Annotated in this window: 12 protein-coding genes; 2 read left to right on the top strand and 10 right to left on the bottom strand. The window is 72.5% G+C overall.

What is annotated here, in order from left to right:
- Window positions 1-100 precede the first annotated feature (100 nt).
- The 6 genes from ABH937_RS11210 to ABH937_RS11185 form a co-directional block, all read right to left on the bottom strand.
- Window positions 101-730 carry a TetR/AcrR family transcriptional regulator gene (locus tag ABH937_RS11210; RefSeq protein WP_280690757.1) on the bottom strand — a complete coding sequence of 210 codons (630 nt, stop codon included), beginning with the start codon at window positions 728-730 and terminating at the stop codon, window positions 101-103.
- Window positions 731-886: 156 nt separating this feature from the next.
- Complete coding sequence (locus ABH937_RS11205) at window positions 887-2533, bottom strand: AMP-binding protein (RefSeq protein WP_280690871.1); 1647 nt, start codon at window positions 2531-2533, stop codon at window positions 887-889.
- Window positions 2534-2682: 149 nt separating this feature from the next.
- Window positions 2683-3864 (bottom strand): acyl-CoA dehydrogenase, encoded by a 1182-nt coding sequence (locus ABH937_RS11200; RefSeq protein ID WP_280690756.1) that lies wholly within the window; start codon window positions 3862-3864, stop codon window positions 2683-2685.
- Between the two features lie 16 nt (window positions 3865-3880).
- Window positions 3881-5866 (bottom strand): biotin carboxylase N-terminal domain-containing protein, encoded by a 1986-nt coding sequence (locus ABH937_RS11195; RefSeq protein WP_280690755.1) that lies wholly within the window; start codon window positions 5864-5866, stop codon window positions 3881-3883.
- A 171-nt stretch (window positions 5867-6037) separates the two neighbouring features.
- Entirely contained in the window at window positions 6038-7636 is a 1599-nt protein-coding gene (locus ABH937_RS11190; RefSeq protein WP_280690754.1) for an acyl-CoA carboxylase subunit beta, read from the bottom strand.
- Entirely contained in the window at window positions 7633-9399 is a 1767-nt protein-coding gene (locus ABH937_RS11185) for a DUF1446 domain-containing protein (protein ID WP_280690753.1), read from the bottom strand. The genes ABH937_RS11190 and ABH937_RS11185 overlap by 4 nt, the downstream gene beginning before the upstream one ends.
- Before the next feature lie 70 nt (window positions 9400-9469).
- Between ABH937_RS11185 and ABH937_RS11180 the strand changes: the two genes are divergently transcribed.
- Window positions 9470-9859 (top strand): S1 RNA-binding domain-containing protein, encoded by a 390-nt coding sequence (locus ABH937_RS11180; protein WP_280690752.1) that lies wholly within the window; start codon window positions 9470-9472, stop codon window positions 9857-9859.
- On the opposite strand, the gene ABH937_RS11175 is transcribed toward ABH937_RS11180, so the two are convergent.
- The 3 genes from ABH937_RS11175 to ABH937_RS11165 form a co-directional block, all read right to left on the bottom strand.
- On the bottom strand, window positions 9748-10194 hold the full coding sequence (locus ABH937_RS11175) for a DUF4231 domain-containing protein (protein ID WP_280690751.1): 447 nt from the start codon (window positions 10192-10194) through the stop codon (window positions 9748-9750). The two genes, ABH937_RS11180 and ABH937_RS11175, sit on opposite strands and share 112 nt — an antisense overlap.
- Window positions 10195-10430: 236 nt before the next feature.
- Window positions 10431-10856 (bottom strand): VOC family protein, encoded by a 426-nt coding sequence (locus ABH937_RS11170; RefSeq protein WP_280690750.1) that lies wholly within the window; start codon window positions 10854-10856, stop codon window positions 10431-10433.
- A 73-nt stretch (window positions 10857-10929) separates the two neighbouring features.
- On the bottom strand, window positions 10930-11778 hold the full coding sequence (locus ABH937_RS11165; protein ID WP_280690749.1) for a LysR family transcriptional regulator: 849 nt from the start codon (window positions 11776-11778) through the stop codon (window positions 10930-10932).
- A 95-nt stretch (window positions 11779-11873) separates the two neighbouring features.
- Between ABH937_RS11165 and ABH937_RS11160 the strand changes: the two genes are divergently transcribed.
- On the top strand, window positions 11874-12605 hold the full coding sequence (locus tag ABH937_RS11160) for an SDR family oxidoreductase (protein WP_280690748.1): 732 nt from the start codon (window positions 11874-11876) through the stop codon (window positions 12603-12605).
- Window positions 12606-12792: 187 nt separating this feature from the next.
- On the opposite strand, the gene ABH937_RS11155 is transcribed toward ABH937_RS11160, so the two are convergent.
- The gene (locus ABH937_RS11155) at window positions 12793-13602 is read right to left on the bottom strand and encodes a Clp protease N-terminal domain-containing protein (RefSeq protein ID WP_280690747.1); all 810 of its coding nucleotides are present in this window, start codon (window positions 13600-13602) and stop codon (window positions 12793-12795) included.
- Between the last annotated feature and the right edge of the window lie 14 nt (window positions 13603-13616).

Raw genomic sequence — 13616 nt, 5'->3', positions numbered from 1 at the left:
CCCCCCTCGGGCGGGGGGCCGGGCTGAGGTGCGTGCACTCCTCAAGACTGCCCGTTGATCGGCGGCGCGGCGACCGCGCGCGGCAGGGGATGACCCGGTGTCACTCCGGTGCGTCGTCAGCTGACGCCTCGTCGAGCGCCGTCTGGAGCATCCGCGCCCACTGGCGGACCACCCGCGCCCGGCGGGCGGCGTCGTCGGTGAGCAGGTTCGCCAGCCCCAGGCCGCGGGCCAGGTCGAGGGTGGCCTGGACGGACTCGCGCACGCCCTGCGCGCTCTCGTCCACCCCGAGGAACTCCAGCGCCGCGCGGTGCGACTCGCGGCCGACCCGGTTCTCCAGGGCGACGATCCGCTCGCGCAGCTGCTGCTCGGTGGCGGCGGCCACCCACAGGTGCAGCGCGGCGCGGAACAGCGGCCCGGTGTAGAGGCGCACGATCAGGTCGACCACGGCCTCGGTGCGGGCCGGGCCGGCCGGGGGCAGCTCCTCGGTGTCGGCCCGGACGGCGGCCAGCCGCTCGGCGGTGACGTGTTCGACGGCGGCGGTGAAGAGGTCCTCGCGGGTCGGGAAGTGGTGCTGGGCGGCGCCTCTGGTCACCCCGGCGCGTTCGGCCACCACGGTGACGGTGCTGCCGTTCCAGCCCAGCTCGGCCAGGCACTCGACGGCGGCCTCCAGCAGGCGGCGTCTGGTGGCACGGCTGCGGTCCTGCTGCGGGGTGCGGGCGGCGGTGGTCATGGCGGTGCGCTCCGGACGGGTGTGGGGGGGTGGGGCCGACTCGGCGGGAGCGGCCCGGTGGTGCGGGGGTGCGGGATGCGGGGGTGCGGACCCCCGGCCACCGCATCCTCGCAGATGGGGGCCGGGGGCAGAGAGGGGGCGGTAACGGATCCCCGGTCAGCGGCCGCGCAGCTCGCGGCGCAGGATCTTGCCGCTGGCCGACTTGGGCACCGCCTCCAGGAAGCCGACCGCGCGGACCTTCTTGTACGGCGCGACCCGGGCCGCGACGAAGTCGATCACCTCCGGCTCGGTCAGCTCGCTGCCCGGGGTGCGGACCACGAAGGCCTTGGGCCGCTCGGTGCCGTCCTCACCGGTGACACCGATCACCGCGGCGTCGACGATCTGCGGGTGGGTCAGCAACAGCGCCTCCAACTCGGCGGGCGCGACCTGGTAGCCCTTGTACTTGATCAACTCCTTGACCCGGTCGACGATGAAGAGGTAGCCGCGCTCGTCCACATAGCCGACGTCGCCGGTGTGCAGCCAGCCGTCGGCGTCGATCATCGTGTCGGTCTCGGCCGGCCGGCCGAGGTAGCCCTTCATCACCTGCGGGCCGCGGATCACGATCTCGCCGTGCTCGCCGACCCCGAGGTCCTCGCCGGACCCGGACCGCTCGCCGTCGGCCGGCTCGGCTCCCCCGGCGGCGCGCTCGCCGTCGGCGGCCAGCGAGCGCACCCGCAGTTCGGTGGCCGCGATCAGCTTGCCGACCGACCCGGGCGCGGGCGCCGGGTCGTCCAGCCGGACCAGGTGGGTGGCTGGCGACAGCTCGGTCATGCCGTAGCCCTGCTGGACGGTGGGCAGGCCCAGCCGGGCCGCGCAGGCCGCCGCGAGGTCCGCGTCCAGCGGGGCGGCGGCGCTGCGCACGTAGCGGATCGAGGAGAGGTCGAAGGCGTCGACCATCGGGTGCTTGGCCAGCGCCAGCACGATCGGCGGGGCCACTATCAGGCCTTCGATCCGCTGCTCCTCGATGGTGCGCAGGAACTGTTCCAGATCGAAGCGGGGCAGCACCACCACGGTGGCGCCGACCTGCAGCGGGCGATGCAGGAGGATCACCAGACCGTAGATGTGAAAGAAGGGCAGAACTGCTATCAGCCGCTCGCCCACCACGCCGGCCTCGACCGCATCGATCTGGGCCAGGTTGGTGGCGATCGAGCGGTGGGTGAGCATCACGCCCTTGGGCAGGCCGGTGGTACCGCTGGAGTAGGGCAGCACGGCGAGGTCGGTGCCCGGGTCGATGGTGACCTCGGGTTCGGGGGCGGTACTGGCGCGCAGGTCGGCCAGGGTGCGGTAGGCCGCCGGACCGCCCTGGTCGAGCAGGATGATCTCGCGGACGGCTTTGCCATCGGCGGCGGCCAGCTCAGTGGCGGCCAGCTCAACGGCGGCCAGCGAGACGGGCAGCAGCGCCGAGACGGTGATGATCCACGTCGCTCCGCTGTCGCGCAGCTGGCCGGCCAGTTCCTCGGGGGTGGCGAGCGAGGAGACGGTGGTGACCACGGCGCCCGCCTTGCCCGCCGCGTACAGGGCGATCGGGAAGGCGATGGAGTTGGGGCTGTGCAGCGCGACCACGTCTCCCTTGACCACCCCGGCCTCGGCCAGCCCGGCGGCCACCCGGCCGACCGCGGTGACCAGTTCGGCGTAGCTCACCGTCTCGCCGGTCAGGCCGTCGACCAGGGCGGGCCGGTCGCCGTAGCGGGCGGCGTCGGCCAGCACCACCTCGTGCAACGGCCGGTCGATGACGGGGACGTCGGGGTACTCGCTGCGAAACACCATGGGAACTCCTGCGGTTCGGCGACTCACGGCCGGGTGGACCGTGCCGGAGGTGCTACCCGGGCGCCGGGGCGCGCACGCGCGCCCCGGCGAACTGGGGTCTCTCTTGCGGATCTTGCCGGGCGGAGCGGGTCCGGGACCAGGCCGCGTCAGTACGAGCGCGGCAGGCCCAGGGTGTGCTGGGCGACGTAGTTGAGGATCATCTCCCGGCTGACCGGCGCCACCCGGCCGACCCGGGTGGCGGCGAGCAGCGCGGCCAGCCCGTACTCCTGGGTCAGGCCGTTGCCGCCGAGGGTCTGCACGGCCTGGTCGACGGTGCGGGTGGCCGCCTCGCCGGAGGCGTACTTGGCCATGTTGGCGGCCTCGCCCGCCCCCATGTCGTCGCCCGCGTCATAGAGATGGGCGGCCTTGCGCATCATCAGGCGGGCCAACTCGACCTCGATGGCGCACTGCGCGAGCGGGTGGGCAAGGCCCTGGTGGGCGCCGATCGGGGCGTCCCAGACGGTGCGGGTCCTGGCGTACTCGACGGCCGTGTTCAGAGCCTGGCGGGCTACCCCGAGCGAGAAGGCGGCGGTCATGATCCGCTCCGGGTTGAGCCCGGCGAAGAGCTGCTGCAGGCCGGCGTTCTCGTCGCCCACCAGGGCGTCGGCGGGCAGCCGGACGTCGTCCAGGAAGACCTGGAACTGCCGCTCGGGCGAGAGGAGTTCCATCGGGATCGGGCGGTACTCGAAGCCCGGGGTCTGGCGCGGCACGATGAACAGCGCGGGCTTCAGCTTGCCGGTGCGAGCGTCGGCGGTGCGGCCGACCACCAGCACGGCGTCGGCGCCGTCGAGGCCCGAGATGAACACCTTGCGGCCGTTCAGGATCCAGTCCGCGCCGTCGCGCTTGGCCACGGTGGACAGCTTGTGCGAGTTGGAGCCGGCGTCCGGCTCGGTGATCGCGAAGGCCATCCGGCGACTGCCGTCGGCCAGGGCGGGCAGCCAGGCGCGCTTCTGCTCCTCGGTGCCGAACCGGGCCAGGATCGTGCCGCAGATCGCCGGGGAGACCACCAGCATCAGCAACGGGCAGCCGACGGTGCCCAGTTCCTCCAGGACGATCGACAGCTCGTAGACGCCGGCGCCCCCACCGCCGTACTCCTCGGGGAGGTTGACGCCAAGGAAGCCCAGCTTGCCGGCCTCGGACCAGAGTTCGTCGGTGTGCTCGCCGGCACGAGCCTTGGCCAGGAAGTAGGGCGATCCGTAGCGGCGGCCGAGGTCACCCACCGCCTTGCGCAGCGCGATTCGCTCGGGGGTCTCGATCAAGGGGCTCTCGGGGGTGCTGGATGCGGACATGCGGGAGGTCCTCCGGTCAGCTGGCGGCTTCGGGTGCGGGTGCAGGTGCGGGCTCGCGTTCGGGGTGCGTGGGACGCTCGGGTTCGAGGACGTCCGGTTCGAGGACGGCGAGCAGGGCGCCCAGGTCCACCTGCTGCCCGGCACCGGTGCGCAGTTCGGTCACCGTGCCGTCGACCGGGGCGGTGACCTGGTGCTCCATCTTCATCGCCTCCAGCCAGAGCAGCGGCTGGCCCGCCGTCACCCGGTCGCCGACGGCGACGGCGAGGCGGATCACGGTGCCGGGCATCGGGGCGAGCAGGGCCCCGGGGGCGCGCTGCTCGACCGGCTCGAGGAAACGGGGAAGTGCGGTGAGGCCAACGGATCCTGACGGTGCGTCGACTTCGACCGTGCTGCCGTAGAAAGCGACCTGGAAGGTACGGCGCAGGCCGTCCAGTTCCAGGGTGACCTGCTGAGCGTTGGCAGCGAGCAGACGCACGCCCGGGTGGTCCTCGGCCCGCAGGCCGTTCCTCGTGTGTTGGTAGCGGACCGTCAGTTCCTCACCGTCAGCGGCCCGGTAGCGCTTGACCTGGGGCTGGGAGGAGAGGTTGCGCCAGCCGGAGGGCAGCGGGCTGGTGCGGGTGGCGGCGTCGGCGAGCGCGGCGGCCAGGGCGGCGAGCGGCAGTTCGCGCTTGTCACGGGTGGCGGGCAGCAGGTCGGCGGCGTGCTCGGCGAGGAAGGCGGTGCTCAACTCGCCGGCCAAGAACGCCGGGTGACGCAGCACCCGGACCAGCAGGTCGCGGTTGGTGGTAAGACCGTGGATCCGGGTCCGCGCCAGGGCGTCGGCCAGTCGGCGCGCGGCGGCGGCCCGGGTCGGCGCCCAGGCGATCACCTTGGCGAGCATGGCGTCGTAGTGCACCCCGACCGTGCTGCCGCTCTCGACGCCGGAGTCGATCCGCAGGCCGTCGTGTGCGGGCGGGAACTCGATCCGGTGCAAGGTGCCGCTCTGCGGCTGCCAGTCGGTCGCCGGATCCTCGGCGTAGAGCCGGGCTTCGATCGCGTGACCGCTGGGCGCCGGTGGTTCGGCGGGCAGCGCCTCGCCTTCGGCGACGGCCAGTTGTAGCGCCACCAGGTCGAGACCGGTGACGCATTCGGTGACCGGGTGCTCGACCTGCAAGCGGGTGTTCATCTCCAGGAAGAAGAACCGTCCGTCGGGTGCCAGCAGGAACTCGACGGTGCCGGCGCCGGTGTAGCCGATCGCCCGGGCCGCGGCTGTGGCCGCCTCGGCCAGCCGTGCCCTCAGTTGGGGGTCCAGGCCGGGGGCCGGGGTCTCCTCGACCACCTTCTGGTGCCGGCGCTGCACCGAGCAGTCGCGCTCGCCGAGCGCCCAGACGGTACCGTGCGGGTCCGCGAGCAGCTGCACCTCGATGTGCCGGCCGCTCGGCAGGTACGGTTCCAGGAACACCTCGCCGTCCCCGAAGGCGGCCGCGGCCTCAGCCGACGCGGCCGCCAACTCGGCTTCGACCGAGCCGAGTTCGCGGATCACCCGCATCCCGCGCCCGCCGCCGCCGGCCGCGGCCTTGACCAGCAGCGGCAGCTCGGCCTCGGTGGCGGCGGCCGGGTCGACCGGGGCCAGCACCGGGACGCCGGCCGCGGCCATCAGGCGCTTGGCGGCACTCTTGGACCCCATCGCGGCCATCGCCTCGGGCGGCGGGCCGACCCAGGTGAGGCCGGCCGCCAGCACGGCGCGCGCGAAGGCCGGGTCCTCGGAGAGGAAGCCGTAGCCAGGGTGCACGGCGTCCGCGCCGGCCGCGAGGGCGGCCCGGACCAGCAGGTCGGCCCGCAGGTAGGTGTCCGCGGGGGCCGCGCCGGGCAGCCGCACGGCCGCGTCGGCCTCGCGCACGTGCGGCGCCTCGGCGTCCGGGTCGGCGTACACCGCCACGGTGGCGATGCCGAGTTCACGGCAGCTGCGGAAGATCCGCCGGGTGATCTCGCCACGGTTGGCGACCAGCAGGGAATTGATCATGTAGGACCGTCCGGCACATGGTGGGTGGGTGAAGGAGCGGCGTCCGGGCCGCGTCTGGGCGGTGCCGACGAAGGAGTCCATGCGGAGCATTGGCGACTGAGGAGAAGCCGTCCAGGCGACAGCACGGGCGTCGCGACGCCGCCCACCATGTGCCGGACGGTCTCAAGACCCTCACATCCGGAAGACGCCGTAGCCACGGGCACCTTGGACCGGGGCGCTGTGGATCGCGGAGAGGCAGAGGCCGAGCACGGTACGGGTGTCGCGCGGGTCGATCACGCCGTCGTCGTAGAGCCGTCCGGAGAGGAAGGCCGGCAGCGACTCCGCCTCGATCTGCTGCTCGACCATGGCGCGGATCGCGGCGTCCGCCTCCTCGTCGTAGGGCTGTCCCTTGGCGGCGGCCGACTGACGCGCCACGATCGAGAGCACACCGGCGAGTTGGGCCGGGCCCATGACGGCGGACTTGGCGCTCGGCCAGGCGAACAGGAAGCGCGGCTCGAAGGCCCGCCCGCACATGCCGTAGTGGCCCGCCCCGTAGGAGGCGCCCATCAGCACCGACAGGTGCGGGACGGTGCTGTTGGACACCGCGTTGATCATCATCGCGCCGTGCTTGATGATGCCGCCCTGCTCGTACTCCTTGCCCACCATGTAGCCGGTGGTGTTGTGCAGGAAGAGCAGCGGGATGTCCCGCTGGTTGGCCAACTGGATGAACTGGGCGGCCTTCTGCGACTCGGCGCTGAACAGCACGCCCTGCGCGTTGGCCAGGATCCCGACCGGGTAGCCGTGCAGGGTGGCCCAGCCGGTGGTCAGGCTGGTGCCGTAGCGCGGCTTGAACTCGTCGAAGTCGGAGCCGTCGACGATCCGGGCGATCACCTCGCGCGGGTCGAAGGGGACCTTGAGGTCGCTCGGCACGATGCCGAGCAGTTCCTCCTCGTCGTACTTCGGTGCCGGGGCGGCGGGGTCGAGGTCCGGGCCGGCCTTGCGCCAGTGCAGGCGGTACACGATCCGGCGGGCGATCCGCAGCGCGTCCGGCTCGTCGGCGGCGAAGTGGTCGGCCAGCCCGGAGGTCCGGGCGTGCATCTCGGCGCCGCCGAGCGACTCGTCGTCAGCCTCCTCACCGGTGGCCATCTTGACCAGCGGCGGGCCGCCGAGGAACACCTTGGCGCGCTCCTTGACCAGCACCGTGTGGTCGGACATGCCCGGGACGTAGGCGCCGCCGGCGGTGGAGTTGCCGAAGACCACGGCGACGGTCGGGATGCCGGCGGCGGAGAGCCGGGTGAGGTCGCGGAAGAGCGCGCCGCCCGGGATGAAGATCTCCTTCTGGCTGGGCAGGTCGGCGCCGCCCGACTCGACCAGGCTGACCAGCGGCAGCCGGTTGCGCAGCGCGATCTCGTTGGCCCGCAGCGCCTTGCGCAGCGTCCACGGATTGCTGGCCCCGCCGCGCACGGTCGGGTCGTTGGCGGTGATCACGCACTCGGTGCCCTCGATGGTCCCGATGCCGGTGACCATGCCGGCGCCGACCGGGTACTCGCTGCCCCAGGCGGCCAGCGGGGAGAGCTCCAGGAACGGCGAGTCCTGGTCGATCAGCAGCTCGATCCGCTCGCGAGCCGGCAGCTTGCCGCGGGCGCGGTGCCGCTCCAGGTACTTCGGGCCGCCGCCGGCCAGCGCCTTGGCGTGCTCGGCGGCGAGTTCGTCGAGTTTGCCGAGCATCGCCTCGCGATGGGCGCGGTGCTCCGCCGAGCCCGGGTCCACCCGGGTGGGCAGGACGGTCACAGCAGGACCTCCGGGATGTCGAGGGTACGGGAGCGCAGCCACTCCCCCAGGGCCTTGGCCTGCGGGTCGAACCGCACCTGGGCGCCGACGCCTTCGCCGAGCAGGCCTTCGATGACGAAGTTGACGGCCCGCAGATTGGGCAGCAGGTGGCGGGTGACCGGCAGGTCGGCCGTCTCCGGCAGCAGTTCGCGGAGTCGATCGACCGTCAGGGCGTGGGCGAGCCAGCGCCAGGCCTCGTCGGTGCGGACCCAGACGCCGAGGTTGGCGTCGCCGCCCTTGTCGCCGCTGCGCGCGCCGGCCAGCAGGCCGAGCGGGACGCGGCGGGTGGGGCCGGCCGGGAGCGGGGCCGGGAGCTCCGCCTCCACCGCCGCCACGGGCGTTGCGGTGACGGCGGCCGGCGGGATCACGCGCCGGGTGCCGTCGGGCAGCACCACCTGGTGCTCGACCGACTTGGCGTCCAGGAGCACGGATTCGAAGACGCCGTACGGCGCTCCGGGTCCGGGCGGCGCGGTGAGGTGGAAGCCCGGGTAGCCGGCCAGCCCGAGCTCGACCGCCGCGGCGGAGATCGCACGGCCCACCTTGGCCTGCTCCGGGTCCCGCACGGTGAGCTGGAGCAGCGCGCTGGCCTGCTGCTCGGTGGGCGCGTCGGACTGGTCGGTACGGGCCAGCGTCCAGCGCAGTTCGGCGGGGCGCTGCTCGGGCGTGAGCGCCTGCTCCAGCTGGGTGCGGACCAGCGCGGCCTTGGCCTCGATGTCCAGCCCGGTGAGCACGAAGACCACCTCGTTGCGCCAGCCGCCGATCCGGTTCAGGCCGACCTTGAGGGTGGGCGGCGGCGCCTCGCCGCGCACCCCGCTGATCCGCACCCGGTCCGGTCCGACCTGGTCGAGCCGCACGCTGTCCAGCCGGGCGGTGACGTCCGGGCCGAGGTAGCGCGGTCCGCCGGTCTCGTAGAGGAGTTGGGCGGTGACCGTGCCGAGCGTGACGGCGCCGCCGGTGCCCGGGTGCTTGGTGATCACGCTGCTGCCGTCGGCGTGCAGTTCGGCGAGCGGGAAGCCGGGGCGGGTGACGTCGTGCTCGGTGAAGAACGCGTAGTTGCCGCCGGTGGCCTGCGCGCCGCACTCCAGCACGTGGCCCGCGACGACGGCACCCGCGAGCGCGTCCAGATCCTCGGGCCCCCAGTCGAAGTGGGCCGCCGCCGGGCCGGCCACCAGCGCGGCGTCGGTGACCCGCCCGGTGACCACCAGGTCGGCCCCGTCCCGCAGGCACTCCGCGATGCCCCAGGCGCCGAGGTAGGCGTTGGCCGCGAGCAGTCCGGTGGGTCGGGTGAACTCGCCGGCCCGCTCCAGCAGGTCGTCCCCGGTCACCTGGGCCACTCGCAGCGGGATGCCCAGGCGGTCGGCCAACTCGGCTGTTCGAACGGCGAGTTGACCCGGGTTGAGGCCACCGGCGTTGACCACGATCCGGACCCCGCGATCGACCGCCAGCCCCAGGCACTCCTCCAACTGGCGCAGGAACACCTTGGCGTAGCCGAGCTTGGGGTCCTTCAGCCGGTCACGGGCCAGGATCAGCATGGTCAACTCGGCCAGGTAGTCGCCGGTGAGCACGTCCAGCGGCCCACCCGTGAGCATCTCGCGCACGGCGGCGAAGCGGTCGCCGTAGAAGCCGGAGGCGTTGCCGATCCGCAACGGAGCGGCGACGGGTGCAGGGACGACGGCAGGGGCGGGCGCGGACGTGGCGTCGGGTACCGATCCGGGGCGCGGCATGCGGGGACCTCTTCGATCGCGCTGGCGGGGTCGGTACTGAGGATGGGTCAGCGGCCGAAAAAAAGCAATCGTGCGTGCTTGTTTTTTCGCCGCCAGGACCCTCGGCCCGCTCTCGTTGAAGGCTCTGCAGGAAGATCCACTCATTCGGTTTGCGGATCAGGTCGGCCGGGTCCTCACCGGGCCGATCACCAAGGTCGTTCCTTTTGGCGTGTTCGTGCAGCTTGCTCCCGACGTTGTGGGGTTCCTGCACCTCTCAGAGCTGACTGACGAGCCGATCGAGACCCAGTCACAGCTCGATCCACGGTGGCCATCGCCACCTGCATCCGCTGGTACCAGGGAGCCGATGGCTCATTGGCTCTCGGAGGGGGAGGTCAGCGTGCGGCGCTCCTGCAGCCAACGCTCACTCAGGTGCGCCCATACACTCTGGTATTCATCGAAGATCGGCTGGAGCCGGTCGTAGGTGAGATTGGCAGTGGGCGTTGACGCGATGAGGTACTCGAGGTCATCAGCGAGACGCCGGAACCGGTGCTGTGTCTCCTCCATCAACACCCAGCGCGATCTCCAGTTGAAGAACGATTCGACGGCCCCCAGCAGGGTGACCAGTGCCACGAAGGCGAAGGCCAAGCCGGCCCAGAGGTTCAGGCTCTGCAAGCCGAGGATGATCGTTGAGGCGGCGGACAGCGAGAGCGTCAGCACCTTCAACGCCGAGGAGGCCAGGCGAAAACGCTTCTTCCTGCTTCGCGCGTATGCGTTGCCCTGCCGGATCTTCTCCAGGAGGTGACCAGCAGTCTCCATCGGAGCCAGCCCCGCTCCCACATGCCCGCTCGATCCCATTTCGCCCCCATCACTCCCAGCGCGCGACACCCCCGCGACTCCCGACCGTAGGGTCTCACGCCGCAGGACTGTGCGGTCGACGGCGAACCCTGCCTACCGAAGCCGGGATCTACGCCTCCTGTTCCACCGCCCACTCGTGGCGGGGATCTGGGCGGCGGGCGCGTCCGTCATGCTGCTCTCGCGCGCGGCTCGGGCGCTCAGGCAGGGGCTTTGCCGTGAAGCGACGGAGCGTAGGAGATACCGACGATCAAGCCATCCTCCGTGAGGAGTCTGGCCACCGTCTGACCCCACGGCTCTGTGCGGGCCGCGTGCAACAGCTCGAAGCCCGCGCGCTGAAGCTCGCCGCCTGCCGCTGCGACGGCTTCGGCGTCCTCCACCTCGAACTCGATCGAGGCCTGGGGGGCCAACCGATCGGCGGGCCACTCCGGTGTGCCGAAGCACGCCTCTGCCGCCTGCGAGAGCGGCCACACGCCGAAGTGCTTGCTGCCGGGGATGCTTCCGCTGGAGTAGTAGCCATCGCCTTCGCCCTCCAGCGGGAGGCCGAGGGTGTCGATGAACAGCTTGCGGCTCTGCGGTGGGTCAGCCGTGACAACCGCCACGCTCGTGACGAAGAGAACGTTCACGTGGCACAGGCTACGGGCCGAGGTCGGCCTGGCATGGGATTGGCGCTCGACGCTCCCGTCCGAAACCCGACGACTAGAGACGGGTCGCAGTCCGGACGAGGTCGGCGACGGCTCTGGACCGGCTGTGCGGTGGCCAGGCGATCACGGTGGTGACGGTCGGCGCGTCCAGCACGGGCACCGCGGCGAGGTCACCGTGCAGTTGGGATCGGCACGACTCCGGTGAGACCGCGCAGGCACGGCCGAGCGCGACGAGTTGCAACAACTGCGCGTGGTCGCGGACCTGCGGGCCGGGGCCGGGCGGGTAGGTGCCGTCGGGGGCGGGCCAGCGTGGCAGGGGCAGGCCCGGCAGCCCGGTGATGTCGGCCATGTGCAGATGGGCCCGTGCGGTGAGCGGATGCCCGGCCGGCAGGACCACGACTTGGCCCTCCGTGCTGAGTTCCTCGGTGTGGAACCCGGCCGTCGAGTCGAACGGCCGGTGCAGCAGCGCCACGTCGGCCCGGCCCTCTCGCAGCAGTCGTTGCTGCTCGGCCGGGCCGCACAGGATGACCTCGATGGGGACCGCGTCGGGTTCGGCGGCGTACGCGTCGAGCAGTTTGGCCAGCAGTTCGCTGGACGCGCTGGCCTTCGTGACCAGGGCCAGGCCGGGACGGCCGGTCAGGGACAGGGCTGCGCGGCGGGTCCGGCGCTCAGCGGCGTCGACCGCGTCGAGCGCTGCCCGGCCCTCGACCAGCAGCACCGAGCCGGCCTCGGTCAGCGTGACAGTGCGGCTGGTCCGATCCAGCAGCGCTGCCCCGAGCCGGCGTTCGAGCTGCTGGATGGCCCGCGACAAGGGCGGCTGCGCGATCCCGAGCCGCTGTGCGGCGCGCCCGAAGTGCAACTCCTCGGCGACGGCGACGAAGTACCGCAGTTCCCGGGTCTCCATGGAACCACGCTACCCCGGATCAATACCCGGACGGTATCGTCGACCACCCGATCGGTCTTGGACCCCCGGCGGGGTCCGCGGGCAGCATGGTCCCCATGAGCGAACGAACGATTGCGCTGATCACCGGCGCGAACAAGGGAATTGGCTACGAGATCGCCGTGGGCCTGGGCGCCCTCGGCTGGAGCGTCGGCGTCGGCGCCCGAGACGACCAGCGCCGTGAGGCCGCGGTGGAGCGGCTGCGCGCGGCCGGCGTCGACGCCTTCGGCGTACCGCTGGACGTGACCGACGACGCGAGCGTGACCGCCGCCGCACAGCTGATCGAGGAGAAGGCCGGGCGCCTCGACGTGCTCGTCAACAACGCCGCCATCACCGGCGGCATGCCGCAGGAGCCCACCCGGGTCGATCCCGCCACCATCCGAACGGTCGTGGAGACCAACGTGATCGGCGTCATCCGCGTCACCAACGCGATGCTGCCGCTGCTGCGCCGCTCCGCCTCACCGCGGATCGTGAACATGTCCAGCAGCGTCGGCTCCCTCACCCGGCAGTCCGGAACCGCCGCCGAGCTGACGACGGGTCCGGTGGCCGTGGCGTACGCGCCGTCGAAGACCTTCCTGAACGCTGTCACGCTCCAGTACACCCGGGAGCTGAGCGGCTCGAACATCCTGATCAACGCCGCCTGTCCCGGCTACGTCGCGACCGACCTCAACGGCTTCCGCGGCGTGCGAACCCCCGAACAGGGCGCGGCGATCGCCATCAAGCTCGCGACCCTGCCCGACGACGGCCCGACCGGCAAGTTCTTCGAGGACGCCGGCGAGGTGCCCTGGTGAGGTGCACGCGGTGATCAGCCGCCGAGTGCGGCGGCTTCGCCCGCGCGTCTCGAACGGGTGAGCCGCGCGGCCGGCGCGTCTTCGTCTGCCATGACAGCCACCGTAGGCGGCATCCGGGCGCGAGATCTCCGCCTCCGGGAGGGCGACGGGAAGCCGCCCCGACCGCGATGGTGGGCCCGAGTGAGCGTCAGCCGCGCGCCTCGAGCCGCTCGATCCGCTCCACCAGCGGCTGCAGCTCGCGCCGGACGAAGGCGGCCAGCGCCTGCAGTTGCTCCGTCGAGGGCTGGGGCGACGCCGGCTGCTCGGCCTGCGGCGGCTGGTTGGCGCGCAGGTGGACGTAACCGGCCAGGGCCGCCGCGACGGCGCGCCGGGTCAGCCGCTGCTCGGCGCCGGCCTCGCGCAGCAGGCGACCGCCCACACCGTCGGACTCGGTGACCAGGCCGAGCAGCAGATGCTCGCAGCCGACGTAGTTGTGGCCGAGCCCGGCCGCCTCGTTGACCGTCGACTCCACCGCGTCCGCCGCCGGGCCGCTGAGCCGCAGCGCCGGGACCGCCGGCCCGCTGCCTTGGCTCGCACCGACGCCGGCTGCGACCGCCGTGCTCGAGCGGCCGCCCGCCTCCCCGCCCAGTTCGGCGTGGGCCAGCGCCTCGGTGAGCTGCTCGGCACTGATCTCCAGGACGCCGAGCACCTGGAGGGCGAGGTTGCCGCCTTCCGCGAGGAGCCCGGCCAGCAGGTGGCCGGTGCCGACGTTCGGCGAACCCTCCGCTGCGGCTCGCTCGGCGGCCAACCGCAGGACCGTGCGGGCGCGGGCGGTGAAGCGGGCGAGGCCGCCGGACTCGCCCAGGTCGCCGAGGTCGTGCGCGACGGCCTCGCGGATCGCGGTGACCCTGCGGACGGCCTGCTCCAGCGCCCGCTGGCAGATCGGCGAGACCGACAGTCCGGCCTCCTTGACCGCCTCGGCCAGTTCGTCGGGCAGATAGACGTTGATCTTGGGCATGACTGACGCCTCCA

The organism is Kitasatospora sp. GAS1066B, from assembly GCF_041262605.1.
GTDB lineage: Bacteria > Actinomycetota > Actinomycetes > Streptomycetales > Streptomycetaceae > Kitasatospora.
This window is presented reverse-complemented; position numbering and strand designations above follow the sequence as displayed.

Coding starts and splice junctions, on each gene's coding strand:
- ABH937_RS11200 (WP_280690756.1), bottom strand. CDS start 3,864: ATGTCCGCATCCAGCACCCCCGAGAGCCCCTTGATCGAGACCCCCGAG.
- ABH937_RS11175 (WP_280690751.1), bottom strand. CDS start 10,194: ATGGAGACTGCTGGTCACCTCCTGGAGAAGATCCGGCAGGGCAACGCA.
- ABH937_RS11185 (WP_280690753.1), bottom strand. CDS start 9,399: ATGCCGCGCCCCGGATCGGTACCCGACGCCACGTCCGCGCCCGCCCCT.
- ABH937_RS11160 (WP_280690748.1), top strand. CDS start 11,874: ATGAGCGAACGAACGATTGCGCTGATCACCGGCGCGAACAAGGGAATT.
- ABH937_RS11155 (WP_280690747.1), bottom strand. CDS start 13,602: ATGCCCAAGATCAACGTCTATCTGCCCGACGAACTGGCCGAGGCGGTC.
- ABH937_RS11195 (WP_280690755.1), bottom strand. CDS start 5,866: ATGATCAATTCCCTGCTGGTCGCCAACCGTGGCGAGATCACCCGGCGG.
- ABH937_RS11210 (WP_280690757.1), bottom strand. CDS start 730: ATGACCACCGCCGCCCGCACCCCGCAGCAGGACCGCAGCCGTGCCACC.
- ABH937_RS11165 (WP_280690749.1), bottom strand. CDS start 11,778: ATGGAGACCCGGGAACTGCGGTACTTCGTCGCCGTCGCCGAGGAGTTG.